Annotated in this window: 22 protein-coding genes and 1 pseudogene; 15 read left to right on the top strand and 8 right to left on the bottom strand. The window is 41.9% G+C overall.

Going from position 1 to position 25425, the window contains the following annotated elements; translation table 11 throughout:
* Positions 1 to 67 precede the first annotated feature (67 nt).
* Both HWQ37_RS12510 and HWQ37_RS12505 read right to left on the bottom strand, forming a co-directional pair.
* The gene (locus HWQ37_RS12510; RefSeq protein WP_292747687.1) at positions 68 to 1378 is read right to left on the bottom strand and encodes an ATP-binding protein; all 1311 of its coding nucleotides are present in this window, start codon (positions 1376 to 1378) and stop codon (positions 68 to 70) included.
* Between the two features lie 149 nt (positions 1379 to 1527).
* Positions 1528 to 2064, bottom strand: a complete 537-nt coding sequence (locus HWQ37_RS12505) for a methanogen output domain 1-containing protein (protein ID WP_292747684.1) — start codon at positions 2062 to 2064, stop codon at positions 1528 to 1530.
* 944 nt (positions 2065 to 3008) lie between these two features.
* On the opposite strand from HWQ37_RS12505, the gene cysH reads away from it, so the two are divergent.
* The 12 genes from cysH to HWQ37_RS12445 all read left to right on the top strand — a co-directional run bounded on the left by cysH (position 3009) and on the right by HWQ37_RS12445 (position 17310).
* Positions 3009 to 3734 (top strand): phosphoadenosine phosphosulfate reductase, encoded by a 726-nt coding sequence (gene cysH, locus HWQ37_RS12500; protein ID WP_292747681.1) that lies wholly within the window; start codon positions 3009 to 3011, stop codon positions 3732 to 3734.
* 75 nt (positions 3735 to 3809) lie between these two features.
* Positions 3810 to 5063: an exonuclease SbcCD subunit D gene (locus tag HWQ37_RS12495; RefSeq protein ID WP_292747679.1), complete on the top strand. Its 1254-nt coding sequence runs from the start codon at positions 3810 to 3812 to the stop codon at positions 5061 to 5063.
* Positions 5064 to 5105: 42 nt separating this feature from the next.
* On the top strand, positions 5106 to 5735 hold the full coding sequence (locus tag HWQ37_RS12490; RefSeq protein WP_292747676.1) for a restriction endonuclease subunit R: 630 nt from the start codon (positions 5106 to 5108) through the stop codon (positions 5733 to 5735).
* A 144-nt stretch (positions 5736 to 5879) separates the two neighbouring features.
* Positions 5880 to 6170, top strand: coding sequence for a hypothetical protein (locus tag HWQ37_RS12485; protein WP_292747673.1), 291 nt, complete (start codon positions 5880 to 5882; stop codon positions 6168 to 6170).
* Between the two features lie 273 nt (positions 6171 to 6443).
* Positions 6444 to 7184 (top strand): RNA methyltransferase, encoded by a 741-nt coding sequence (locus HWQ37_RS12480; protein WP_292747670.1) that lies wholly within the window; start codon positions 6444 to 6446, stop codon positions 7182 to 7184.
* 174 nt (positions 7185 to 7358) lie between these two features.
* Positions 7359 to 8930 (top strand): serine hydrolase, encoded by a 1572-nt coding sequence (locus HWQ37_RS12475; protein WP_292747668.1) that lies wholly within the window; start codon positions 7359 to 7361, stop codon positions 8928 to 8930.
* Positions 8931 to 9629: 699 nt separating this feature from the next.
* Positions 9630 to 12956 (top strand): type I restriction-modification system endonuclease, encoded by a 3327-nt coding sequence (gene hsdR, locus HWQ37_RS12470; RefSeq protein ID WP_292747665.1) that lies wholly within the window; start codon positions 9630 to 9632, stop codon positions 12954 to 12956.
* Between the two features lie 461 nt (positions 12957 to 13417).
* Complete coding sequence (locus tag HWQ37_RS12465; RefSeq protein ID WP_292747662.1) at positions 13418 to 14887, top strand: class I SAM-dependent DNA methyltransferase; 1470 nt, start codon at positions 13418 to 13420, stop codon at positions 14885 to 14887.
* Between the two features lie 165 nt (positions 14888 to 15052).
* On the top strand, positions 15053 to 15310 hold the full coding sequence (locus HWQ37_RS12460; RefSeq protein WP_292747660.1) for a DUF2281 domain-containing protein: 258 nt from the start codon (positions 15053 to 15055) through the stop codon (positions 15308 to 15310).
* A gap of 13 nt (positions 15311 to 15323) precedes the next feature.
* Positions 15324 to 15542, top strand: a complete 219-nt coding sequence (locus tag HWQ37_RS12455; protein ID WP_292747657.1) for a type II toxin-antitoxin system HicB family antitoxin — start codon at positions 15324 to 15326, stop codon at positions 15540 to 15542.
* The gene (locus HWQ37_RS12450; protein ID WP_292747655.1) at positions 15539 to 15772 is read left to right on the top strand and encodes a type II toxin-antitoxin system HicA family toxin; all 234 of its coding nucleotides are present in this window, start codon (positions 15539 to 15541) and stop codon (positions 15770 to 15772) included. Before HWQ37_RS12455 ends, HWQ37_RS12450 begins: the two co-directional genes overlap by 4 nt.
* 5 nt (positions 15773 to 15777) lie before the next feature.
* A complete protein-coding gene (locus tag HWQ37_RS12445; RefSeq protein ID WP_292747652.1) occupies positions 15778 to 17310 on the top strand; it encodes a restriction endonuclease subunit S in 1533 nt (510 codons plus the stop codon).
* A 303-nt stretch (positions 17311 to 17613) separates the two neighbouring features.
* On the opposite strand, the gene dprA is transcribed toward HWQ37_RS12445, so the two are convergent.
* Positions 17614 to 18732, bottom strand: a complete 1119-nt coding sequence (gene dprA / locus HWQ37_RS12440) for a DNA-processing protein DprA (protein ID WP_292747649.1) — start codon at positions 18730 to 18732, stop codon at positions 17614 to 17616.
* Positions 18733 to 18880: 148 nt separating this feature from the next.
* Here dprA and HWQ37_RS12435 point away from each other — a divergent pair, with 148 nt between their 5' ends.
* Complete coding sequence (locus HWQ37_RS12435; RefSeq protein ID WP_292747647.1) at positions 18881 to 20041, top strand: alpha/beta hydrolase; 1161 nt, start codon at positions 18881 to 18883, stop codon at positions 20039 to 20041.
* Positions 20042 to 20307: 266 nt separating this feature from the next.
* Here the strand turns inward: HWQ37_RS12435 and HWQ37_RS12430 are convergent, their stop codons facing one another.
* Both HWQ37_RS12430 and HWQ37_RS12425 read right to left on the bottom strand, forming a co-directional pair.
* Positions 20308 to 20997, bottom strand: coding sequence for a YdcF family protein (locus HWQ37_RS12430; protein ID WP_292747644.1), 690 nt, complete (start codon positions 20995 to 20997; stop codon positions 20308 to 20310).
* Complete coding sequence (locus HWQ37_RS12425; RefSeq protein ID WP_292747641.1) at positions 20997 to 21653, bottom strand: DUF2301 domain-containing membrane protein; 657 nt, start codon at positions 21651 to 21653, stop codon at positions 20997 to 20999. The genes HWQ37_RS12430 and HWQ37_RS12425 overlap by 1 nt, the downstream gene beginning before the upstream one ends.
* 139 nt (positions 21654 to 21792) lie before the next feature.
* Between HWQ37_RS12425 and HWQ37_RS12420 the strand changes: the two genes are divergently transcribed.
* Positions 21793 to 22458, top strand: coding sequence for a GUN4 domain-containing protein (locus HWQ37_RS12420; protein ID WP_292747638.1), 666 nt, complete (start codon positions 21793 to 21795; stop codon positions 22456 to 22458).
* On the opposite strand, the gene HWQ37_RS12415 is transcribed toward HWQ37_RS12420, so the two are convergent.
* Positions 22455 to 23258 (bottom strand): SAM hydrolase/SAM-dependent halogenase family protein, encoded by an 804-nt coding sequence (locus HWQ37_RS12415; RefSeq protein WP_292747635.1) that lies wholly within the window; start codon positions 23256 to 23258, stop codon positions 22455 to 22457. The genes HWQ37_RS12420 and HWQ37_RS12415 overlap by 4 nt on opposite strands.
* A 110-nt stretch (positions 23259 to 23368) precedes the next feature.
* Here HWQ37_RS12415 and pirA point away from each other — a divergent pair, with 110 nt between their 5' ends.
* Positions 23369 to 23524 (top strand): arginine synthesis PII-interacting regulator PirA, encoded by a 156-nt coding sequence (pirA, locus tag HWQ37_RS12410; RefSeq protein ID WP_292747632.1) that lies wholly within the window; start codon positions 23369 to 23371, stop codon positions 23522 to 23524.
* Between the two features lie 340 nt (positions 23525 to 23864).
* On the opposite strand, the gene HWQ37_RS12405 is transcribed toward pirA, so the two are convergent.
* On the bottom strand, positions 23865 to 24932 hold the full coding sequence (locus tag HWQ37_RS12405; RefSeq protein ID WP_292747630.1) for a FecCD family ABC transporter permease: 1068 nt from the start codon (positions 24930 to 24932) through the stop codon (positions 23865 to 23867).
* Positions 24933 to 25213: 281 nt separating this feature from the next.
* Positions 25214 to 25425, bottom strand: a pseudogene (locus HWQ37_RS12400) (radical SAM protein); the annotation flags it as partial.

The raw sequence follows: 25425 nt of genomic DNA, 5'->3' as shown, positions 1-25425 counted from the left end.
CATCTGAATTCTGGCGACTGACGCATGTATTCTGTTTTTATAAATAGGCGATTGCCTATGGATTTGATCAGTGAATAATGGGTAACTCAATACTAAATTCAGTTCCCCAAGCTGGATCAGATATCACATTAATGTTACCATTATGGCTCTCGATGATTTGGTAACAAACCGATAATCCTAATCCTGTCCCTTTACCGACTGGCTTAGTAGTGAAGAAGGGATTAAATATCTGATGATGAATCTGGGTAGGGATTCCGCTACCGTTATCCTTGATGCGAATTGCAATGTAGCGATCGCTTAGTTCCTGGGTGCGAATCCAGATCCGACTGGGATAATTTTGCATTGATTCTGGCGATCGCACTTGTTCAGCTTCTTCTAAAGCATCGATCGCATTATTCAGAAGATTCATAAACACTTGATTGAGTTGCCCTGGAGAACAAAAAACCCAAGGCAATTCTTCATAGTCCTTAATCACTTCAATACCATAATGACCCTGACTAGGGTTGAGGCGACTTTGTAAAATCATTAATGCAGCCTCTAAACCCTCATGAATATTAACCACTTTGAATGTTGCTTCATCTAATCGAGAGAAATTTCGCAAAGATTTCACAATCTCGCTAATACGCTCGGAACCTGTCTGCATTGACTGGAGTAATTTTTCGATATCCTGTCGAACAAAATCAAGATCCAGGGCTTGAATTTCCTGCTGAATCACTAGGCTCGGATTAGGATATTCTTGCTGATAGAGTTGAATCAGTTTCAGTAAATCATCATAGTATTTACTTGCATAAGTTAAATTTCCATGAATAAAGCTAATCGGATTATTAATTTCATGGGCAATCCCTGCAACTAACTGTCCTAGTCCAGACATCTTTTCCGTTTGGACAACTTCAAGGGCTTTTTGCAGTTTGATTAGAGTTTGTCTTAAGGTTTCATTCGATTGTGAGAGTTCTAATTCAATGCGTTGGCGTTGTCGAATTTCTTTACTCAGCGCCTGAATTTTTTGGTTAAGCAAAACAAATTCATTACTCGTTCGTTTTTCTAACCGTAATAAATTGATGGCTGGATTTTCTGGCGATCGCGGCTGGATCACAGCTCCTTGACTACGACAAGCAATCCCCTCTCCCTGAGCTTGGTGGATGGTTAAAGCTCCCAAAATCATTTGACGACTTTGGGAGCAAGCTCGAAGATAGTCGATGATCTTCTCTGAAGAATCAGTGACAAACTCGGTAAGATGTTGACCAATGAGTGCTTTACTCGTCTTGCTAAAGAGTCTGGTAGCAGGTTGATTTACTGCCAAAATTTCACCTGTGCTAGTCACAAGAAGCAGAGGTTCTGGTAAAGTCTGGGCAAACTTTAAAAATTGATCGGGTGTCATGATCTTGGGGTACAGGGATCTTTACCGTTGCTCGTAGCACTGACGGGGTAAAAATGAAGAGACCAAACTATGCTTTGGGGATTAACTTCAGCCGATACATATTACAGGGAGGTGGTTATAGTCTGCAAATATCCCCCTTGACGCTGTTACTATCCTTTGAAGTATTCTTGTGCTGTAAACTCGTCTAATACTTCGCTAGGTTTGAGATAAATGACGATTTTGCATTCTTGTGCACCTTTAGCGATCGTGTCTTGTAACTCGACTCTAGCGTAGCCGAGATTGTCGGCTACAATTGCGCCAAAAATATTAGATGTCATGACACACATGGCTTCGCGCCCTTCGACCTGTTCTGCAAAGGGGCATCTCCGATTGCCTAAAACGATCTTCTCGTCAGTTTCTTCAATCACGTAAAAGTCGCCTTGAATCCGGCGTTTCCAATCTACGAGAACGGCAGTTACCTGCTCACGAGAAAGATTTGACAGTTGCAAAGCGTTCTGGTATTGCTGATTGACGTGTTTACCTGTTCGATAGCCAACCACATTCAAAAAGCCTTCTGCCTGTTCAATCCCAACAACATCTTGTAAGGTTCCAGCCAATTCTCGAATCATTGTACGCAGAAAGTGATCGCGCTCGATCGGTAATTCTAAGGATTTTATTTGGTTTTCGATCAAAGATACATTAACCATAATGGTGTTGTTTTTTGGATATTTTAGATAAGACAAGCATCAATGGTGTTTAGTTAAGCGAAAGTGAGTGACACGCAAAAATTTCTTAATTAAGTACCATGTGTAGCTACAATAGTTTTCCCTAACTGGCCACAAAACTAACTTCAACTTAGGATCGAATAGCACTAAGCTTAGTTATTAGACCTTTTGCAAAAGTCTATAACACCCCACCCCGTAGCCCTAGCAAGGGGAGGGGTTCTTGTTTTTGATTTATGCAAGAGGTCTATTTTTTGAGTCAAGCTCTTTGAGAGGGTTCAGCCGGGATAGCTTCTTAATCGGACAATAGGCAAATTTCTGTCATTAGACATCTCCGAAAAAGAACGGGTTCTGGGTAACGCATATTTAATTTCTGGAGATGTCTAATGCGTAAGTCCTGAATTTTTATCTGCTGAAAGTTACAGAAGAGGCTTAATATGCACTGATATATGTGCATCAGAAAAGTAAAAGTCCCACTCAGTTTTGAGCGGGACTATATGAAGTCTTATTGCTAAAATGAGAAATCTTATATCTTAGAAAAAGTTCATTATTGTAATAATACCAACGCTGGTTAATACCATTAAAGCGCCCATAATTATAGATTGGCCTAACGGATTGCTGAATTTTGCATTGTTCATTTAAGTAAAATCCCTTTTATTAATAGTTCCTTAACCATATCAAAATCAGTATATATATCTATAAAAGCATTGTAAAACTTAAATTGCCGTAACATTTCTTAGTAAATACTTCATTTTTGCTTATGTAAGAATTTTTACTGGGCATTGTATAGCGGTTATTTTTCTTATCCCCAATCCCAAAATGTAGTAATTTCCGAACAAAATAATTACCTTATATCCGAGCGGAATACGCGGCTTAATGGGGTAAGATCGATATTAATCAAGGTAAAAATATTTGAATAGAAGATTATCATGACAGTCTCCACGGCATCTAGAAACCAAGCGATCGCTTTTGACTTAGAAAAATTAAATCAGCAATTTGAAACTGCCACTCCCAAAGAAGTATTGGCATGGTCTATAGAAAATATCCCAACCGGACTGGTGCAAACAAGCGCCTTTAACGTGGATGACATGATAATTACCCATATTCTTTACACAGAACTGAAGCATCCCGTTCCTGTAATCTTTCTCGACACCTTGCACCACTTCCCTGAAAGCCTAGAATTAGTTGCCAAAGCCATACAAATCTACAACCTGGATTTGCAAACTTTCAAAACTCCAGACGTAGAAACCCGCGAAGCCTTTGAAGCCAAATATGGCGACAAACTCTGGGACAAGGATATTGCCAAATTCCACCACATTACAAAAATTGAACCACTGTTACGGGGTCTAGATGAACTCAACAGCGTCGCTTGGATTACTGGCCGCCGCCGCGACCAAGCAGTAACCCGTGCAAATATGCCCATATTTGAATTAGATGGTAAAGGTCGGCTGAAAGTAAATCCTATAGCTACCTGGACACGTCAAGATAGCTGGGTTTATGTGGCTGAACATGGAGTCATTTACAACCCCCTCCACGACCAAGGTTATCCCAGCATCGGCGACCAACCCATCACCACGAAAGTAGGCGAAGGCGAAGACGAACGCGCCGGACGCTGGCGAGGAAGTGATAAAACAGAATGCGGAATTCATATTTAGTCATTGGTCATTGGTCATTTGTCATTTGTCATTAATATTAGACAAAGGACAAATGACTAAGCACAAAGGACAAATATGATTAAAATCCTCCATCTCTCCGATATCCACATGGGAAGCGGCTTCTCCCACGGACGAATTAATCCCGCAACTGGATTAAATACACGACTGGAGGATTTTGTCAATACTTTGTCTATATGTATTGACCGAGCGCTGACAGATGCTGTTGATATGGTGATATTTGGTGGCGATGCTTTCCCAGATGCTACACCACCGCCTTATGTACAGCAAGCTTTTGCCAGTCAGTTTCGCCGTTTGATGGATGCCAGTATTCCGACAGTGCTGCTGGTAGGCAATCATGACCAACATTCCCAAGGACAGGGAGGAGCGAGTTTAAATATTTACCGCACTTTGGGAGTGCCAGGGTTTGTTGTTGGTGATACATTAACTACGCACTGCATCCAAACCCGCAATGGGAAAGTGCAAGTAATTACTCTGCCTTGGCTGACTCGTTCTACTTTGATGACTCGCCAAGAGACTGAAGGTTTGTCTTTGGCGGAAGTCAACCAATTATTAACGGAACGTCTGCGAGTTGTTTTAGAAGGGGAAGTTCGCCGTCTTGACCCCGATGTGCCTACTATCCTTTTGGCTCACTTGATGGCTGACAATGCTACCTTGGGCGCAGAACGCTTTTTGGCAGTAGGTAAAGGCTTTACTCTCCCCCTATCTTTGCTAACACGACCTTGTTTTGATTATGTAGCGTTAGGACACGTCCACCGCCACCAAAATCTGAATAAATCTAACAACCCGCCGGTGATTTATCCAGGGAGTATTGAGCGGGTAGATTTTAGTGAAGAAAAAGAAGACAAAGGCTATGTGATGCTGGAACTGGAGCGGGGAAGCGCTGAGTGGGAATTTTGTCCGTTAACAGTTCGGACTTTCCAAACCATTGAGGTGGATATCTCGAAAGCAGATGATCCGCAAGCAGTGTTAATGAAAGCGATCGCAAAATATAATATTCAAGATGCTGTAGTGCGGCTAATTTACAAACTCCGCTCTGAACAAATGGATTTAATTGACAGTTCCTCTCTACATACTGCTTTAAGTCCCGCTCATACCTACACCATTCAAGCAGAATTAGTGAGTCAATTAGCCAGACCCCGGATTCCTGAATTGAGTGCAAGTAGCAGCATCGACCCAATGGAAGCGTTGAAAACTTACTTGAACAATCGTGAAGACCTGAAAGACATCGCAACATCAATGATGGATGCAGCGCAGAAGTTGTTAGCAGATGAAGTGGAAGTTTGGCTGGAAGCAGCAATTAATGAGTAGGATAAAGCCAATTAATTTACTATATTCCACTCCCCAAAACTTATGACGCAAACAATCCAAGCAAAGGTCATTGACTTACGCTACTTAATCGATACCTTTGGTATTCAGTTAGTTGTGGATGACTTATTTTTCCGTGAATGGCAAGAAGATTTATCAGAAATTAATGATTTAGATAAACAACTTTTAGATAAGGTGAAAATGGGTTATTTAAATCTTCTTAATTACCCACCTTTATTAGAAGATGTAGTTAGAATGGCAGTTGTAGACCCATTACTTTTTATCGGAGATTTTTATCTAGCTCCTTTTTATGTAAAGTCAGAAGAATCTATAGATATTGCTGTGCCAGATGAAGATGTAATCATTAAAGGCAGAATAGATACCTTAGTTTTGAAAGAGCAATTATGGGTGATGATTATTGAGTCTAAAAGAGCTTCTTTTTCAGTTGAACAAGGACTTGCACAAATTATTGCTTATCTGTTAGGAAATTCAGATACTGATAAACCTAGCTTTGGGATGATTGCCACGGGAAGCGAGTTTATTTTCGTCAAATTAGTGAAAGGAAATCCACCATGTTATGCTTTATCAAAGGGTTTTTTGATGCGTAACCCTGGAAATGAATTGTACGATGTACTACGTATATTGAAACGCCTGACTCAGTTGGTAAGTGCTTAAATTTTATTGTTTGATTATATATTACTCATAGAAGGGACGATGTCTAACACCAGCCGATACGCCTCTACGCTACATAAGTTACCATTGAGTAATGAAAAAAATGTCTGATATTTGAATAGTAGTGATTACAGGAGTAAACATACAATGAAAATTAGAGGAATAAAACGCGGTCAAACTATTGAATTATTAGAGCAAATTCACAGTATTCCTGATGGGGCAGAAATAATCGTTAATCTAGAACTTACTTCTACTGAACCTGTTGTAGAAAAACTAGACTTAACAACAGATGAAGAAAGGCTAGCAAAATTGAATAAATTATTTGGAGCTTGGCAAGAACAACCAGAGTTAATAAATATCTTTGCTGAAATTGACCAGCAACGTCATACTTACCAAGGAAGGGGTATAGACTCAATAAATAAATACAAGAAAGACTAATGTATCTTCTAGATACTAACAGATGCGCGATCGCTCTTTCAATAATGAGAGAATGTACCATAACTTACGCACTGAGATCCCGAAACCCCCTTAAAAGGCGGCTTTAGAAGTTCCCCCCAATTTATCGGCTACGGTGTAAACACAAGCTGAACTGTTTAGACCTGACGCAACCATTCACTTACACCGCTAAAATGATTTCAAGGAAACTCTTCAGCATAAGTATAACGCTGAAAATTAGCCTGTATTATCTGGTGCGATCGCAGGAGGCAAAAAATGGGCTGGGCTGGATTAAGAATTGTGTTGGTAGAACCAGCTGGGCCGATAAATATCGGCGCGATCGCTAGAGTAATGAAAAATTTCGGTCTATATAATTTAGTATTAGTGAACCCCCAATGCGATCCGTTCTCGACGGAAGCTTTGATGATGGCTGTTCATGGTCAAGAAATTTTAGAATCTGCGGTATTAGTGGCGACCTTACCAGAAGCATTGCATGGATGTGTCCGGGCGATCGCTACTACTGGTCGCGTTCGCAGTTGGGAAACACCCTTAGAAAATCCCCGCACTGCACTACCCTGGTTACTGGAGGAACCAGAAAAACCCACTGCACTGATTTTTGGCAGAGAAGACCGAGGATTAAGCAATGAAGAATTAAATTATGCACAGAGGTTTGTTGGCATTCCCACAAGTCAAGATTATGTCGCCCTGAATTTGGCTACTGCTGTCGCAATCTGTTGTTATGAATTGTCACAATGCGCCCAGCAACCTGAGACTCAAACCCTACCCCAAAAGGAACTTGCACCTTTAGATGTTGTGGAAGGATACTACCAGCAATTAGAATCACTATTACTGAAAATTGGTTATGTCTATCCCCATACGGCAGCCAGTCGCATGGGAAAATTTCGCCAATTGTATAATCGCGCTCACTTGAAAACTGGGGAGGTAGCCATGCTGCGAGGAATTTTGCAGCAGGTAGAATGGGCTTTGAAAAACCAAAAGAATAGTGAAAACTTGTAATTATTCGTTTAATATATACGCAATCATCCCCCCAAAATAATTAATATGGCTTAAACTAAACACAAAAATGCTACTTAGTGGCAAAGTGGAATTTGAGTATTAATATTGCTTAAAGATTAAATTTGGGGTCAAGAGTCTGCAAGAAAACAGTCAAGTGGGTCACAAGGAGTAACGGTGTCAGAATCAAGTGGCGAACTAACAGCTTTCTCGCGGCGTGAACCCTTAAATCGCCGCCAGCAGCCACAAAAAGTTCAAAAGGTGGTAAAAAAGAGAGTTAAAGCTAACAGCCAGCAGCCAGCTACGAATGGACGAGAAGGGGCGCTAGCACGTCCAAAAAATCAAATCAGTCCTCCCCCAATCCCTGGCGCTACACGTAGGGTAAAATCGGGGTTAGTCATGCCAACGGCAGTAAAACCAATACCTAGTATAAAGGGGAAAATTCCTCCCTTCCGACCAGGTGCTGTGATGGTTAAAACAGTGCGGATGGAAAAGCCAAAAACAGGCAGACGCTCATCGCGGAAAACCCGGTTAAAGCCAATGGCCAAAACTGTATTGTATGTTTTGCGGTTATTGATTGTGGGTGTTGGGATGGGTGCAATTGTCGGCACTGTATTGTCAGTGTTAGACCCAGCCAATCGCATCAGCACAAATTCGGCATCGCAATCTAATAGTAATGTTACTAATCTGGCGCGATCGCAGCCACAACCTAGCCAAACTCCTCCTAACGCAGCTTCCAGTCTATACCTATCTCAAGAAATTACCTCTTTGAAAAGTGCCGTGCAAAATTTGGCAACCACCAACCCAAATCTCACACCGGGAATTTTCTTAGTAGATTTGGATACTGGTAATTATGTAGATATCAATGGCTCTACTAGTTTTCCGGCGGCTAGCACGATTAAAGTGCCGATTCTGATTGCCTTTTTTCAGGATGTGGACGCGGGGAAAATTCGCCTAGATGAAATGCTGACCATGCAACAAGATATGGTAGCTGGCGGTTCGGGAAATCTGCAATACAAACCACCGGGAACCCAGTACGCTGCTTTGGAAGTTGTCACCAAAATGATTACAATCAGCGACAACACGGCAACAAATATGCTGATTGCCAAACTAGGAGGAATGGACGCTTTAAACCAGCGTTTCCGTAGTTGGGGATTGACAGCCACAACAATTCGTAATCAACTCCCAGATTTGCAAGGGACAAACACCACTAGTCCCAAGGAACTAGGGAATTTAATGGCGATCGTTAGTCAGGGAAATTTAGTCAGTATGCCATCACGCGATCTCATGCTGGATATCTTGCGTCGCACCCAAAGGGACACCCTGCTACCATCAGGTTTGGGAACAGGTGCAAGAGCATACCACAAAACGGGTGATATCGGCACAATGTTGGCAGATGCAGGTTTAATTGTTGTTCCTACCGGCAAGCGCTATATAGCTTCCGTCATGGTACAACGCCCAGAAAACGATCCTCGTGCCGAAAAATTGATTAGCTCAATTTCTCGTGCAGCCTACCAAGAGTTTAGCCAAAATCCGGTAACACCTGGCGCTACTACCAACACAGTACCCGCAAATGGTTATCAGCCCCAGGTTGCGAATCCGGCTCTACCCAACGGCACAACAACTGCGCCCATGAGCATTTATCAGCCTCCTGTTGTCACTCCTATACCCAACGGTATGGGAAGTACAGTACCCACAAACGGTTATCAATCTCCAGTTGTTAATCCACAATATTATCCCCCAAGATAAGTAGGTCGGCGTTTCGTTGGGATCAGGCAGGGAGCAGGGGAAACTAGCGTTGCACTGAATTAAAACCACAAAGTATACTCCGTAGAGACTGGCGATCGCAATTCAAGTTACAATTTCTGTTTGCAAATCAAATAGGATTGCTATAGCCGAAACTATCAACCAAATAGTCATTGCTCAAATTCAAACACTAATTGTCAAAATTCAAACGTTTGCAACAAATATTCTTCCATATATAAGAAACGCTTAAGTATTTCTTGCAAAGGTATAATCAGTTGCAACAAATGCTTAATACTTTGCAACAAATGCTCTTCCATATATAAGAAACGCTTAAGTATTTCTTGCAAAAGTATAATCAGTTGTAGCAAATGCTTAATACTTTGCAACAAATACTCTTCCATGTATAAGAAACGTTTAAATCATTGCAACAATTGTTGTAATGAACTTATGAATTGATTAGTTATTGGTCATTAGACTTCTTGTAAAAGTCCATAACACCTCTCCTCTAAGGACACACAAGTTTAATTACCCCCCGTTTATTGGCTACGGTGTACACACAAGTTTAATTACCCCCCTTAATCCCCCCTTGTAAAGGGGGGAATCTAGTTCCCTCCCCTTTACAAGGGGAGGGTTAGGGTGGGGTAAACCCTAGTTGTGGCCTAGAGTTTAACTAATAACTCCGTGCAGTAAGTGTTACCAAATATGCCATCATTAAACTTCTCATTTCTTGCAGTCCACGATACGCAACTTGTACGATTAGGCGCTCTAGCTGAACGATATTTTGCAGATGACCCCAATACTTGTTTAATTAAGTTGCGACAGTTTGGGGAATTGCTGGCTCAGTTAGCAGCAGCCAACGTTGGACTTTATGAGGTAGCGGATGAACGGCAGATTAATTTGCTAAATCGGTTGCGCGATCGCGGTTTAATTAAAGGAGAAGTCGATCGCTTGTTCCATGAGTTACGAAAAATTGGCAATCAGGCAACTCATGAGCTTTCTGGCAATCAACGCACGGCTTTAAGTGGGCTGAAATATGCGCGTGAGTTGGGAATTTGGTTTCATCGCTCATTTAGTAACCATCGCAATTTTGACCCAGGCGCGTTTATTCCCCCACCTGACCCCAAAATAGAGACACAGGCACTTAAAGCCGAGTTAGAACGCCTGCGAGATGAAGTACAAAAGAATTTTTCGGAGGTTGAGGCAGCACAAGCATTAGCCAAAGCTGAGATGCTGCAAAGAAGTGCCGCCGAAGGTTTAGCACGGGAAGCAGAGTCTAAGGTGCAGGAGGTGTTAAATCACCTGGCAGAAATTCAGGCTCAAGCCAAAAGTGAGACTCAGCAAATCATTCAGCAAACCATTACTCAAGCTCAAGTGGCGGAAAGTGGCGTACTGCTGGATGAAAGAGAGACACGCAGACTAATTGATGCTCAACTACGGGCAGCCGGTTGGGAAGCAGATTCCGAAGAACTGACTTATCAAAATGGTGTGCGTCCTCAAAAGGGAAGAAATTTAGCAATAGCTGAGTATCCCACCGCTAATGGACGGGCTGATTATGCGTTATTCTGCGGCTTACAAATTGTCGGAGTAGTGGAAGCTAAACGGCAGAGTAAAGATGTTTCTGAAGGTGCGCTCAACCAAGCTAAACGATATAGTGAAGGGTTCCAAATTGCGGGAGAAATTTTTGCAGGTGGGCTGTGGCAAAATTATCAGGTTCCATTTGTCTTTGCAACTAACGGACGACCATATTTACAGCAACTTCTAACTAAGAGTGGCATCTGGTTTTGTGATTTGCGGCGAGCGACTAATCTTCGCGTCTGTCTACCTACTTGGCACTCTCCTCAAGGATTACTTGATATTTTAACTCAAGATGTTGACCAGGCAGTAACTCGTTTAGCCCAAGAAGGTTTTAGCTATGGTTTGAAATTGCGGGATTATCAAATTCGCTCCATTCAAGCGGTAGAGTCTGCCTTAGCACGAGGACAACGAGAATTACTCGTAGCGATGGCAACAGGAACAGGAAAAACTAAAACTTGCATTGGTTTAGTTTATCGGCTGCTGAAAACTAAGCGGTTTCGCCGGGTGTTGTTTTTAGTCGATCGCACCGCATTAAAAGAGCAAACCACTAACGCCTTTAAAGATTCTCGCATGGAAAACCTGCAAAGTTTCGCTGATATATTTGAAATTAGCGATCGCAACAACACTGAATTTGATCGCGATCTTAAAGTTCACATTACCACGGTGCAGGGTATGGTCAAGCGGGTTCTCTACCCTGTTGATGGTACAATGGTTACACCCGATCAATATGATTGTATTATTATAGATGAGTGTCACCGGGGCTATTTATTAGATCGAGATTTAAGTGATACAGAATTAGAGTTTCGGGATTTTAACGATTACGTGTCGAAATATCGGCGGGTTTTGGAGCAGTTCGACGCAGTTAAGATTGGTTTAACCGCAACTCCAGCGCTACATACTACAGAAATTTTTGGTGAACCTGTCTACATCTACAGTTATCGGGAAGCTGTGATTGATGGTTGGTTAATTGACCATGAGCCGCCCTTTCAAATTAAAACAAAGCTTTCTGAAGAGGGAATGGTATGGAATGCTGGTGAGCAGATGGAGTTTTTCAATCCCCAAACAGGGGAACTTGATTTAGTTCATGCCCCTGATGAAGTGCGGATTGATGTCGAGCAATTTAACCGCAAAGTTGTGACTGAGGAATTTAATCGCGTCGTCTGTGAAGCCTTGGCGCGACATATTGACCCCTCGCTACCAGAAAAAACCTTGATCTTTTGCGTCACTGATGCTCATGCAGATATTGTTGTTAACCAACTTAAACAGACGTTTCAGCATAGATATGACAGCGTTGAAGATGATGCTGTGGTCAAAATTACTGGGAATGCAGATAAGCCCTTAGAGTTGATTCGCAAGTTTCGTAATGAAGTTAATCCGAAAGTTGCTGTAACCGTAGACTTATTAACTACCGGGATTGATGTGCCGGCGATTTGTAATCTTGTGTTTATTCGCCGAGTCAATTCTCGGATTCTCTACGAGCAGATGGTGGGAAGGGCTACCCGCCTTTGTGATGAAATTGGGAAAGAAGTCTTTCATATCTTTGATGCCGTGCGGCTATATGAAGCGATCGCACCTGTTTCCACGATGAAACCCATTGTAGTTAATCCTAACATTACCTTTACCCAACTACTGCAAGAGTTAGAGATAGTTAACACTGATGCTGTCGAGATAGTGATTGAGCAACTGCTAGCCAAACTGCAACGCCAACGTAGACATTTAAGCGACAGTAACCGCGAACAATTAGAAGCGATCGCGCAAATGCCAATAGAAAATATTGGATCTCACCTCAAACAAAGTACAATACAACAAGTTCGGGAATGGTTTCGAGATAAAAAGGCGATCGCGCAAATTCTTGACCGTCGAGATGGTGGAACTCAGCCAATATTAATTTCCCATCATCTTGATGAATTAGTCTCAATTGAACGCGGTTATGGCAGTGCTGCACGTCCAGAAGATTATCTAGAAAGTTTTAGAGCCTTTTTGCTAGAGAACATGAATAAAATTCCGGCGCTGATTGTTGTCACACAGCGCCCCCGTGAGTTAACAAGGACGCAACTTAAAGAACTGCGAATGCAGCTTGATGCAGCTGGATATTCTCAAACCAGCTTACAAACGGCATGGCGAGAAACGACTAATGAAGATATTGCCGCTTCAATTATCGGCTTTATTCGTCAAGCGGCCTTGGGTGATGCTTTAATTCCTTACGGTGAACGGGTTGAACGCGCTATGAAAAAAATTCTAGCGAGTCAACCTTGGAATACACCGCAACGCAAATGGTTGGAACGGATTGGGAAGCAACTCAAAGCGGAAATAATTGTTGATTGCGAAGCCTTTGATAAAGGAGAGTTTAAAAGTCAAGGCGGCGGATTCGAGCGATTAAATAAGGTTTTCGGTGGAGAATTAGAGAATATTGTGATCAAGATTCATGAGAGTCTTTGGGATGTTGCGATTTGATATAATTCGTGGCTACGGTGTAATTACCCCCCTTAATCCCCCCGATGCATTGGGGGGAAACAAGAAAGAAATAAATCTAGTTCCCTCCCCTTTACAAGGGGAGGGTTAGGGTGGGGTAAAACCTTACGTATACTACTCTCATCCCGATATAATTCGTGGCTACGGTGTAATTACCCCCCTTAATCCCCCCGATGCATTGGGGGGAAACAAGAAAGAAATAAATCTAGTTCCCTCCCCTTTACAAGGGGAGGGTTAGGGTGGGGTAAAACCTTACGTATACTACTCTCATCCCGATATAATTCGTGGCTACGGTGTAATTACCCCCCTTAATCCCCCCGATGCATTGGGGGGAAACAAGAAAGAAATAAATCTAGTTCCCTCCCCTTGTAAAGGGGAGGGTTAGGGTGGGGTAAAACCCTACGTCTACTACTCTCATCCCCTCTGCGTGAAAAAAATCTACTATGACCGCTACTACCGATATTGTTCAAAAACTCTGGAATTTATGCCACGTCCTGCGAGATGACGGCGTTACTTATCTGCAATATGTTACAGAATTAACCTATCTGCTATTCCTAAAGATGGCGCAAGAAACGGGGGCGGAGGCGCAATTATTACAAGGCTATCGCTGGGACGACTTGGTTACTCAAGATGGGGTAGAGCAACTAACATCTTATAGAAAACTCTTACTGATGTTGGGTTCGGAGAATTCATCTTTGCGAGTACAGGCGATTTTTGCTAATGCTCAAACTTCCCTCAAGCAACCCCGCATTCTTAAGAAGCTTGTCACCAGTATTGATGAATTGGACTGGTTTTCAGAACATCGAGACGAGTTTGGCGATTTGTATGAAGGACTATTACAGAAAAACGCCGACGAGAAGAAATCTGGTGCAGGACAATATTTTACACCCAGACCGTTAATTGATTGCATGGTTTCCTTATTGAAGCCACAACCAGGAGAATTAATTCAAGATCCGGCAGCTGGAACCGGAGGGTTTTTGATTGCAAGCGATCGCTATATTCGACAATACCACGATCCTTTCGAGTGGACAGAAGCGCAACAATCTTTCCAGCAACATCAGGCGTTTTATGGCATGGAGTTGGTGCAAGATGCTCACCGTTTGCTGTTGATGAATATGATGTTACACGGAATTGAAGGGGCTGTAGATTTGGGTGATAGCCTTTCCGCAGAGGGACAGCGACTAGCAAAAGCTGATGTAATTCTGACTAATCCACCCTTTGGGACAAAAAAAGGAGGTGGACTACCTTCGCGGGATGATTTTACTTATCCCACCTCAAACAAGCAATTAGCATTTTTGCAACATATCTATAGAACCCTCAAACCAGGGGGACGGGCTGCGGTAGTTTTGCCAGATAATGTATTGTTTGAAGATGGACAAGGGCGGGCAATTCGGGCTGACTTGATGGCTAAATGTAATTTGCATACCATTTTAAGATTGCCCACTGGGATATTTTACGCCCAAGGTGTGAAGACAAATGTATTATTTTTCCAGCGTGGCACAACAGAGAAAGGCAACACCAAAGCAGTTTGGATTTACGATATGCGTACCAATATGCCCAGCTTTGGTAAACGTATTCCCTTGACTCGTGGGCATTTCTCTGAGTTTGAGCAGTGCTATGGAGATGAACCCAATGGCAATAGTCTGCGTGTCGATTTGGGAGAAAATGGGCGTTTCCGGTGCTTTACGCGAGAGCAGATTACCAAACGTAACGAAAATTTGGATATTTCCTGGCTGCGAGATGATAGCTTGCGATCGGGCGATAATTTACCAGAGCCGGAGATAATTGCCGCAGAGATTATGGAAAAGCTGCGAATTGCAACCAAGGAGATGGAAGCTTTGATGATATTGCTAGAAGGTGAAGAAGCGGCGGAGGCTGTCAGTGCTTCCGTGGGGTTGTCAACCTTAGAATAAAATTACCCCACCCTAACCCTCCCCTTGCAAAGGGGAGGGAACTGGATTTCCGGCTTCCCCCCAATGCATCGGGGGGATTGAGGGGGGTAATTCTACTTGTGTGTACACTGTAGCTCTCTACCCATCAAAATGAGTTTGACAGAAAGTAATAGTGGGTGAATTTTAATGAGTCCAGAACAAGAGTTATTAACAAAGTGGCGTTCTCTTCCACAAGACAAACAAGAGGAAGTTTTAGATTTTGTGGAATTTCTTCACTTGAAAACCAAGTTACAAGAGAAAGATAAAATTCAACCTACGACTCCTGAAGGTAAAGGCTGGAACTCTGGTTTTTTTGAAGAGGTAATTGGTGGTTGGGTAGGAGAACCGCTAAAACGGCCAGAACAAGGAGAATATGAAACTAGAGAGACTTTCACAACAGGATGAGATTTAACAAGTTATGAAGACGTTTACCGCTTACGTAGAATACGATTCAGCCACAAAGTTATATGTCGGGATTGTTCCAGGGATTCCAGGGGCGCATACTCAAGCAGAAAGTTTAGACGAATTACAGGAAAATTTAAAAGAAGTAATTGAGCTTTGTTTGGCTGAGTATGGTAATGATTTAGACGAGTTACCCCGGTTTGTGGGAATTCAACAAATTGAGGTAAGTGCATGAGCAAACTGCCAATTGTCAATTATCAGACAATGGAAAAGCTTTTGCTAAATTTGGGTTTTGAAGCAGTCAGACAAAAAGGCAGTCACGTTTTTTATCGACATCCCGATGGTAGAACGACAACAGTTCCTCGTCACAAAGGTCGAGATATTGCCCGTCCCTTAATTCGGGAAATTCTTAGAGAGATTGAGTTAAGTCCAGAAGAGTTTGTACAAGAGTTAGAGAGTTTGTAGTTTACATGAGTGATGAATTAATAGAATTACCTGAAGGTTGGAAATGGACAACTTTAGAAGATTTATGCCTAAATCCTAAAAGTGATATTGTTGATGGCCCTTTCGGTTCAAACCTTAAAGCGTCTGAGTATTTGGATACTGGGGTTCCAATTATTCGGTTACAAAACGTTGATAGAAATGTATTTATTGAAAAGAATATTAAGTTTGTTAGCTTTGACAAAGCTAAAGAGCTAGACAGACATAGTTTTGAAAAAGGAGATATTATTATTACAAAATTAGGAGAACCTTTAGGTAAGGCTTGCCTTGTTCCCAATAATCTTAATAAAGGAATAATTGTTGCTGATATTGTTAGAGTAAGAATCAGTGAAAAATTTGCTCTAAAAAAGTATATACTTTATGTAATAAACTCTCAAGTTGTTATTTGTAAATTACAGACATATACCAAGGGAACAACGCGCCCAAGAGTTAACCTAAACCATATAAGACAACTTTTTATTCCCCTTCCACCACTCAATGAGCAAAAGCGGATTGTTGCCAAGATTGAAGAATTAAACGATCGCACTCAACGAGCCAAGGAAGCGCTAGAGACTATACCCCAATTGTGCGATCGCTTTCGCCAATCCGTCCTCGCTGCCGCCTTTCGAGGCGATTTAACAGCCGACTGGCGCGAACAAAACCCAGATGTTGAACCTGCTTCAGTTTTGCTGGAGAGGACTTTACAAGAAAAACGAGACAGAACAAAAAATCAACTAAAACATAACGAACTTAATCTATTAATTGAAAGTGAATTAGAAGAATTACCTAAAGGTTGGCATTGGACAACATTTGAGCAAGTTAGTGAGCGTGTTACAGTTGGTCATGTTGGCTCTATGAAAGATGAGTATATATCTGAAGGAATACCTTTTTTACGTTCTCAAAACGTTCGTGAGAATAGATTTGACCCAATAGGGCTACAGTATATTTCAAAAGAATTTCATAAAAAGTTAAGTAAGTCAAGTTTGCAGCCAGGTGATTTAGTTGTTGTTAGGTCTGGGAGTGTAGGAATTACTTGCGTCATACCTAATAATTTAAAAGAAGCTAATTGCTCAGATTTAGTGATTGTAAAACAACCTAAAGCTATCACTCCTTATTACGGTTCCTACTATATGAACTCTGTGGCACGTTCTCATGTAAATGAGAAGCAAGTAGGTGTTGCATTAATACACTTTAATACAAAATCAATGGCTCAATTACCTATTCCTATTGCACCTTATAAGGAACAGGAAGAAATTATCGGACGAGTTCAAAAACTTTTTAAATCTGCTGACACCATTGAACAGCAATATCAGAAAGCTAAAACCAATTTAGATCAACTCAATCAATCAATTCTCGCCAAAGCCTTCCGGGGTGAACTCGTCCCCCAAGATCCCGATGATGAACCTGCATCAGAATTACTAGAAAGAATTCGAGCAGAACGAGAAAAATTAAACAATGGCAAACAAAAAAGCCAACGAACAAGCAAGCGCAAAAGCAAGACAGTAGAAGAACAAGGGGTGTAGATAAGGAACTTCTAAGAGGTTGTTTGAAAAGTGGTTAGCTGTGATTTTCAGCACCTCTTGATCCCCCCTAGCCCCCCTTAAAAAGGGGGGAACCGGAATCAAAGTCCCCCTTTTTTAAGGGGGATTTAGGGGGATCTAAAACTTTTTGCTACCAACAACAGGACTTTTCAAACATCCTCTAATAAAAAAATAATCAATCGTTGTGTAGGCAGAGGAGCAGGAGGAAAAGAAAAATATTATCTGAATAAATTGGGTAATTTATTTGTTAGAAGTCCTTAAACTAAAGTTGTTGTCTTTTAACTCTTAACTTTTTTGATACCGCATCCCTGGTAATTGCGAAACATAACCCATAAGTTCCAACTGTAATAAAGCGCCGGAAACTGAGCCAGCAGCCATGCCGGTTTGTTGGACAATAAAATCAAAGGATAAAGCTTCACTTGTAAACGCATCCATTACCGTTTGCAATTCTGGCGATAAAGTTGGCAAACTTAACTGTTCTGGTGCTGTGGAAGCCTCAATTGCATCAATTTGTGGTATTGCTCCTAGCATTGTTAATAGTTCATCTAGTTCTTTAAGAATGAAAGTTGCTCCCTGACTGAGTAACTTTAAGCACCCTTGGGATGGATAATCGTCCAATCTTCCAGGTAAGGCATAGACATCTCTACCAAATTCATTTGCGTAGGTAGCTGTTATTAAAGCACCAGATTTTAACGGCGCTTCCATTACCAGGATGGCGCGACTTAAACCTGCAATAATTCGGTTACGACGGGGAAAGTGAGTGCGATCGGGTGGGGTTTTTGTGGGGTACTCACTCACAACTAACCCAGCCGTCAAAATTTGCTTGTACAAATCCCGATTTTTATGGGGATAGATGACATCGACACCAGTTCCCAAAACTGCGATCGTCCGTCCACCTGCTTTCATGGCGGCGATATGGCTTTCTGTATCAATTCCCTCGGCCATACCAGAAACGACTGTAAAGCCATTTTTAGCCAAAGCTGTACTAATTTGGCGAGTCCAACGGATACCGTATTCTGAGGGTTGACGGGTTCCAACAATCCCAACCATTGGTTTTTGTCCGAGATTTTCTTGGAGTTCGACTTCACCACGATAGTATAAAATTGGCGGTGGACTAGGAGTTTCTAGCAGTAAGCGGGGATAATCTGCGTCTGCTGGTGTCCAGAAATGGGGGTTTTCTTGCTGGTGCTTAATGAATAGTTGTTCTGGGTGTAGACGCGATCGCTGTTGTACTACTTTTTCTAGTGTTTGATAACCAAAACCCTCCACTTCTCCTAACTCTACCTTGGTAGCGTTCCAAGCAGTTGCTAACGTGCCAAAATGCTGTTGCAGCCGTCGCAGTAATACCGGACCAATACCCGAAATTTGCGCCCAAGCTAGCCAATATGCGCCTTCTTCTACCACCGTTCTATCCTCACGCCACTGGATTGAGTATTCCCAAATTAGGGTTGGCTGTTGATGGCGAAAAGAAGACGCGATGAATCGCCGTCTCTACAAATCCTCTTTTGCAATTTCCCTTGACTTTTGACTCTTGACTCTTGACTATTAACTATTGACTATCTTTTTATGTTCTGTGATGAAATATTTCTATCGTCTTTTAATCAGCCTATCTGGGTGCTTAATATTTTTACTGGTGCATAGTGGACTTGGTTTGTTGCCTAGTTTGGCAGCTGAAAAAGTTACCGTCAGGTATGGATTGTTTGAGCAATCGATCCCGGTGGCAGATATACGCGACTATGATAAGACACAAAAGGTTTCTGGCGATCTGAAATCTTTTCTAGATTACCTCAGCGCTAAGGAGAAACAGAAGTTTCAAGAAGCCCTTCAGGTGAAAATGTCGCTTGATATTGTGGCTTTAGATAAGCTGATAAACACCGGAATGGGCAAGCAAGCTTTATCTTTTGCATCCGTTGCGATCGCTCGCCGCGATCAAGCCAGTATACAAGCACTACGATCGGCTATTATCTTAGGAGCAAGATCGCCCGAAGGTTTAGGAATAACCAGCTTTCTAGCAGCTTATCCCAGTAATCAACTAGTTATTGATGTGTCAAAAATTCAGAAGCTAGTCGGTATGGCAAATTCCTCTTCTAGTTCTGCCGATGCGCCGCCGAAAGATGATGTAAGTTCTTCACCTTTAGGGAAAATTGCCCTACAATATCAGACACTCGCCGCCCAGGATAAACAGTTTTCAGGTTGCTTATTTGGCGATTCTATTTCGGCTGGACTTGGTAATACTCTTGGCAGTGGTACTTTTAATTTTGGGTTAAATGGTCTAAGTTCAATCTCATTACTAGAACAACTAAAAAGTTTAATTCCTACCAAGGTGAAATGCGAAAAAGCCATTATTGCCATAGGTGGAAACGATGCTTGGTATGGTATTAGTGATGAATTATTTAGCAAAAATCTGCAAGAAGCGATCGCACTTATCCGCACAATGGGAACTAAAGAGATTTTTCTGATTCCGGCTTTTTATTCAACAGTTGCAGCAAGCTTAGATCCAACTGTATCAGCGCCACTTCCTAAAGTTGAACAAATTAATGTTTTGATTAATCAAGTTGGTGAAACCGAAAAAGTGCCAGTTGCTGCCGCCGGACTAGCACCATTGTATGAAAATAATGTTCTTAAAGAAAATTTAACCAGTGATGGCGACCATCTGAATGCAGAGGGTCTGAAAATTTATCGGCAAGCATTATTACAAATCTTGAGTAAGTAATACCATTTTAGATTTTAGATTGAAAACTCTAAAATGCAATACGCTTGGGTTAAGGCTAGTAGTCTTTGCCAAAGTCATTTTTTTAACGTAGACGCTTCTCTACGAGACGCTACGCTAACGGCTTCCCGTAGGGTACCGCAGAGGCACAGAGGACACAGAGAAAAGAAAGAGAAGGAAAAAATTTCTTAACTGAACTGTATTGAGCTATATCCCCGGCTTGTAAAAGTTGTTGGCGATCTGGAAATTACGAATTACGAATTACACTCTTAGGCTTTCCAATTCAAAAACCGTGCATAAAGATAAGCTATACCTTCATCAAGAATTGTCCGTACACCTTCGCTAGAAGCCCACCATTTGCTTGGATTGTAATCTTGCGTTGTGGCAGCAATCACACCAACTTTAATATGAGGTGTAAGTATTTTTCTAAAAAGAAACCAACTCCTACGAGCATGAACGTCTAAGGAAAAAAGATTAATTGATTCTATCTTTAGATTTGAAGTGGATAGCCAGCGATAAAATTCAGCAGCAGATGCATAACTACGATCTTTAACTACGAAAGGTGTCGGAACAGCTATTACTTTTTCGGCTTCTAAACCAAGTTTTATGAAGGTGTCGGCTGATACGTCTGCAAAGTTATTGTATCCGGTAAGATAACTCCCTTTTCCTAATGTGCCTCCGGTAGTAATTATTTGATGATAAGAACCGTTTTTAAATTCAGTCAAAGCTTTTTCTATAGCATAATCTGGTAGCCATCCTTCAACAACTAATACTTCTGCTGATTCGATTGGGGAAGTTACGGCGAGAAATGAGTGTATGTGAGTAAAAATGAAAAATGTTAAATAAGCAATCAAAGCGATCGCAATCGCCCACCCCTGAGCCGTAAGTGTCCACATTTCTTGGTGTTTGATTAATTTGATTTTGGGAAATTTTTGACACTGACGATTTTTTCTCTGCATTAAGCCTTAGCTAAACGTTGTTCTTTCAAGTAAGTAAACACAGACTTATCTCCAATATCAGCAGGAATTGCTTGTACTGTTTTTCGCAAGGCAAACACCAAAAATAACGTTGCCCAAGTTCCTAATAAAATACTTTCTCCTTGAGTTGGTAAAATTCCTACTAAATGTCCTAACAATAGTAGCGGTACTATTGGGGTTAATATTTTGGTTTCTAGGCGATTGAAGCAAAAAGCCTCTTTAAAATAAATCCCTGTCAAAGCTACAAAGATAAAACCAACTCCAAATAAGGTAATTGGCTGATTATAAACAGTAAGAACCAAAGGTTCACTACTAGCGATCGCCAAAATCACTGATGTTATACTACCGATCGCCCAAAAAATTTGCAATGTTCGGTGCAATGATGCCATGTAAATATGAATAGTAAATAAACTAACACCAAGAGCGAGACTAAAACAAGCATATAGAGGTGTCAGTGTAGTTACAACAGTTGGGTTATTGTTGAGTAAAATCAAAGCGCTGCCGATCGCAAAGCTCAGTGCTGCTACCATCAATCCAGCACGGTAGATAATTACACCAATGCGATCGCTCTGAGTAATTGTAAATTCCCCAAACTGACCTTGATAAACTTCTGGTGTAGAGAGTGTTTGTATAGTCATAGTTGGCTGATAACGATTGTTTTCTATATGTATTAATCTTGACAATTATCAAAAAAAGCTAAAATATACATCTATCATCTGGTAACGGTTAGACTAAATTCTACCTGGGGCATTCAAAGTAATCAGAAGCAATCCAAAAATGGCAAAGAATAATCAGACTGTTCTGGTATTAACTTTACTAATCACAGCAAGTCTTATCGGTATATTTGCTGTTTTGGGCTGGATTGGATATTCGTTAACACGGTCTAAGTCTGAGACCAAAAGCCCAGAAAAGACTGATTTAGCTAACATAACTACTAATTCTAGCTCATTGAAGCAAATAGAAATCACCACAGCCCGCAATGTCGATTACAGCCAGTTGCAGAAATATTTAGAAAGCAAAGATTGGCAAGCAGCGGATCGAGAAACTTACCTGAGAATGCTAGATGTTGCAGGGACTAAGGCACAAGCCGAGGGTGCTATTGGCAAAGATGAAATGAATGCACTTTCGTGTGTCGATTTGAAAACCATTGACAAGCTGTGGAGTACAGCCAGTGACGGGAAGTTGGGCTTTAGCGCTCAAGAAAAGATTTTGAGGGGAGAAAAAAACGATTATCGCCAGATGTATGACGCGGTTGGATGGCAAACTTTAACAGGTGAGTGGCTGATTCAGTGGAATTATAATCAGCAAACTAAAAGATACGAGTATAAACCTGGCAAGGAACCAAACTTTAAAACTTTCCCCCCAGGACATTTACCAACGGTGGAAAGAGGATATAACTTTGATGTTTCTCTGGATGCGGCACTTACGAAATGTGGTATTTAAGTTAACACGACTTCAAGCGGTTCTTGCCAATCTAACTGCAACTGTGAGTTAGCATTGCCGCTATTAATGGCAATTTCTATCCAACCGTGACTGCCAACTAAAGCTATTATCTCTCCCATTTTGACATCACTGTAAGTTTCACAGCCTGGTATAGTCAACCCAGCTGCTTGCACATACCAGGTTTTGCCTTGCACATAACTCGCTGGGATGTTACTCACTAAGTTACCAAAGTAGTCAATATATTGAATGCAACCGACTACACCAGTGGTTGTTTGCTTGCAGTCGTCTATATCCAGCTTTACCAAACTTGCTGGTTCGATTTCTTGTCCGAGCTGTTTGAGAGAGACACCACTAGCAAGATTAGCTCCCACTGCTGCAAAGATATCTCTACCGTGAAAAGTCTTGCTTGGTTGAGGAGTGCGCCAATAATTAAGATTTGTCAATTCAATGGCGGCGATCGCAGGACTTAGACTGAGTACGCCGCTAAATATACCATTATCTGGGCCGACCAAAAACCCTTGAGCAAATTCTACTGCGATCGCTCGTCGCTTACTTCCCACACCCGGATCTACTACTGCTATATGCACTGTCCCAACGGGGAAATAGGCATAAGCATTCATCAGGCTAAACCTGGCTGCAACAATATCTTGCGGCGGAATTTGGTGCGTTAAGTCTACCACCGTCAGTCTGGGGTTAATTTGGGCTATGACTCCCTTGATTATGCCTACATAAACATCGCGATCGCCGAAATCGCTCAGTAAAGTTATGAGTGCTTGTTCACCGATCTGGCTTTTATACATATTTTGGTCGAAATTATATAAATAAATATTTTTCTGTAGCAACAGCTACAAAATATGTGTTATGTTAACAATACAAGACATAAAGCGAAAAATTAAAGCAGGAAATTAGTATGAGTCAAAATAGATTACAAAGTGTGAGCAAATCACGAGAAGCTCACAGAGCGAATATTCAAAAAAGCCTAGAGCATCGCTTGGAAATAGCCAGAGCAAAAGGCGACGAACAGCTGATTCGTCAACTGGAAGCTGAAATGAGGTATTCCAGCTAAATCAAGTTTTCATTGTTCATAGTTTTGTTGTGTAACCCGCTACGGCGGGTTTTTTCTTTTTAGCTGGAAACAATTCTCAAAGGTATTGGTGAAGCTATGTCTACCTATGGGGTGCTGCGCCTACGCTCCTGTATTTTGACCGAATAATTAGCCTAACTTAAAACGCCGCAATTACTGAGTAATGTTGCAAGGTAGACCCTCCCGTTACGACTTAGACCGCTCCCATTGCAAGTCAAGCTACGCGCAGCGTCTCCGCAGGAGAAGTGAGGCAGAGGGAAGATAAGAAAGTAGGGTACTTAGTGAATTTTCCGAACAAGTGAGCGTAGCGAAATGTGTTAGCTCAAAATTTATTAAACCCAGCAGAACGACGATAAAGTAACCAGATAAATAGAGGTGAACCCAGCAAGGCAGTGACGGAACCTACTGGTAGTTCTACTGCTCCTAGTCTAGAGAGTAAATCTGCAAAAGTTAGTAACCATGCTCCTGCAAGGGCGGAAAGTGGTAAAACAAAGCGATGATCTGTACCAACGATCAGGCGGACACCGTGAGGGACAACAAGACCAACAAATCCAATCAAGCCACTGATGCTGACTGCACCTGCGGCTAAGAGAGTGGCGACACCCCCAATTAACAGGCGCGATCGCGTCAACGAAACGCCTAAACTCACGCTCATATCATCTCCCAAAGCCAGTACGTTTACCGATCGCGCCAGCAAGCATCCCCCAATCAATGCAACGATGATGTAAGGGCCAGTCGTAGCAATTTCTTGCCAACCCCGGCCATTGAGACTACCAACTAAGAAACTGAGCGCAATTTGAATTTGCCCATCTTCAGCTAAAAGCAGCAATGTGCTTTGTACAGCACCAAATAAAGCACTCACCGCCACTCCGCCTAAAATTAATCGCTCAACCGAAATTCCCGACCCCGAACGACCAAGTAAAATAACGATCGCAGAAGTTAAAATAGCTCCCATCCATGCTGCTAAAGGAATTGCGATCGGGAATATTTGCCAGACAATCATCAGAATCACAATTAATCCTGCACCTGCTGAAATACCCAAAATAAATGGATCAGCAAGACTATTACGTAACATTCCTTGCAGCAGCGCTCCTGACATTCCCAAGGCTGCGCCGACAACGATCGCAGCCGTAATCCGCGGGAGACGCAAATCCCAAAGAATTGTCTGTTTAACCGGATCGCCTTTGTGCAGTATGGCTTGCCAAAATTCCCACATATTTAAGGGTACTGCTCCTTGAGAAAGCGACAGTGCTAGCGTTACCACCAGCGCTGCACTCAAAAGTAAAACAGCCCAAAATACGCGATGTTCAGTAAAAATTGTCTGAAATGGTCTAGTCAAATTTAGATATGTATTTTTTTTAAATATAATCTGTCCCAAAGAAAGCTGCATTTATAGCTTTTCTTCGATAAGGGACAGGAATGTAAAAAGTTGAGCCTCAAAAGGTCAACGTCGAGCCTCAGAACTCAGCAAGCACTCAGAACTCAGGGCTATTTCATTCTAGACAGAAACCGCCCAGAACTGAAGTTCTTTGGTTTTTAGCTAAAGTCCGTTAAAACGGACTATAACATGAGTCTTAGTCGTCTTTAGACGACTTTCGCTATTAGACTCAGAATTCATTCTGAGGCGGACTAGATGAGAATGAAATAGCCCTGCTCAGAACTAATGCCCCACTACGTTAGTTCAAGTCCACCTTGATAGCCAGTGACAATGCGGCCACCATCCTTGAGGATGTGGATTTCTATCTGATCGCTAGCCCAAGTAATCTGGTCTTGGAAAGCTGGGTTTAACACACGAACCCGTTGATTGCTAGAAGAAACTGGAGAATTAGGAGAATTAATTGCCAGAGATTGTACAAAAGGCCCGTCAATCAGAATATCGAGTT

Source organism: Nostoc sp. NMS4, assembly GCF_017115095.1.
Lineage (GTDB): Bacteria > Cyanobacteriota > Cyanobacteriia > Cyanobacteriales > Nostocaceae > Nostoc.
This window is presented reverse-complemented; position numbering and strand designations above follow the sequence as displayed.

Excerpts from the sequence above, each read along its gene's own strand:
- HWQ37_RS12445 (WP_292747652.1), top strand. The coding sequence starts at position 15,778 with ATGAGTGATGAATTAATAGAATTACCTGAAGGTTGGAAATGGACAACT.
- HWQ37_RS12490 (WP_292747676.1), top strand. The coding sequence starts at position 5,106 with ATGACGCAAACAATCCAAGCAAAGGTCATTGACTTACGCTACTTAATC.
- HWQ37_RS12405 (WP_292747630.1), bottom strand. The coding sequence starts at position 24,932 with ATGCAGCTTTCTTTGGGACAGATTATATTTAAAAAAAATACATATCTA.
- HWQ37_RS12480 (WP_292747670.1), top strand. The coding sequence starts at position 6,444 with ATGGGCTGGGCTGGATTAAGAATTGTGTTGGTAGAACCAGCTGGGCCG.
- HWQ37_RS12505 (WP_292747684.1), bottom strand. The coding sequence starts at position 2,064 with ATGGTTAATGTATCTTTGATCGAAAACCAAATAAAATCCTTAGAATTA.
- pirA (WP_292747632.1), top strand. The coding sequence starts at position 23,369 with ATGAGTCAAAATAGATTACAAAGTGTGAGCAAATCACGAGAAGCTCAC.
- HWQ37_RS12460 (WP_292747660.1), top strand. The coding sequence starts at position 15,053 with ATGAGTCCAGAACAAGAGTTATTAACAAAGTGGCGTTCTCTTCCACAA.
- HWQ37_RS12420 (WP_292747638.1), top strand. The coding sequence starts at position 21,793 with ATGGCAAAGAATAATCAGACTGTTCTGGTATTAACTTTACTAATCACA.
- HWQ37_RS12415 (WP_292747635.1), bottom strand. The coding sequence starts at position 23,258 with ATGTATAAAAGCCAGATCGGTGAACAAGCACTCATAACTTTACTGAGC.
- cysH (WP_292747681.1), top strand. The coding sequence starts at position 3,009 with ATGACAGTCTCCACGGCATCTAGAAACCAAGCGATCGCTTTTGACTTA.
- HWQ37_RS12495 (WP_292747679.1), top strand. The coding sequence starts at position 3,810 with ATGATTAAAATCCTCCATCTCTCCGATATCCACATGGGAAGCGGCTTC.
- HWQ37_RS12485 (WP_292747673.1), top strand. The coding sequence starts at position 5,880 with ATGAAAATTAGAGGAATAAAACGCGGTCAAACTATTGAATTATTAGAG.
- HWQ37_RS12510 (WP_292747687.1), bottom strand. The coding sequence starts at position 1,378 with ATGACACCCGATCAATTTTTAAAGTTTGCCCAGACTTTACCAGAACCT.
- HWQ37_RS12450 (WP_292747655.1), top strand. The coding sequence starts at position 15,539 with ATGAGCAAACTGCCAATTGTCAATTATCAGACAATGGAAAAGCTTTTG.
- HWQ37_RS12455 (WP_292747657.1), top strand. The coding sequence starts at position 15,324 with ATGAAGACGTTTACCGCTTACGTAGAATACGATTCAGCCACAAAGTTA.
- HWQ37_RS12465 (WP_292747662.1), top strand. The coding sequence starts at position 13,418 with ATGACCGCTACTACCGATATTGTTCAAAAACTCTGGAATTTATGCCAC.
- HWQ37_RS12430 (WP_292747644.1), bottom strand. The coding sequence starts at position 20,997 with ATGCAGAGAAAAAATCGTCAGTGTCAAAAATTTCCCAAAATCAAATTA.
- hsdR (WP_292747665.1), top strand. The coding sequence starts at position 9,630 with ATGCCATCATTAAACTTCTCATTTCTTGCAGTCCACGATACGCAACTT.
- HWQ37_RS12425 (WP_292747641.1), bottom strand. The coding sequence starts at position 21,653 with ATGACTATACAAACACTCTCTACACCAGAAGTTTATCAAGGTCAGTTT.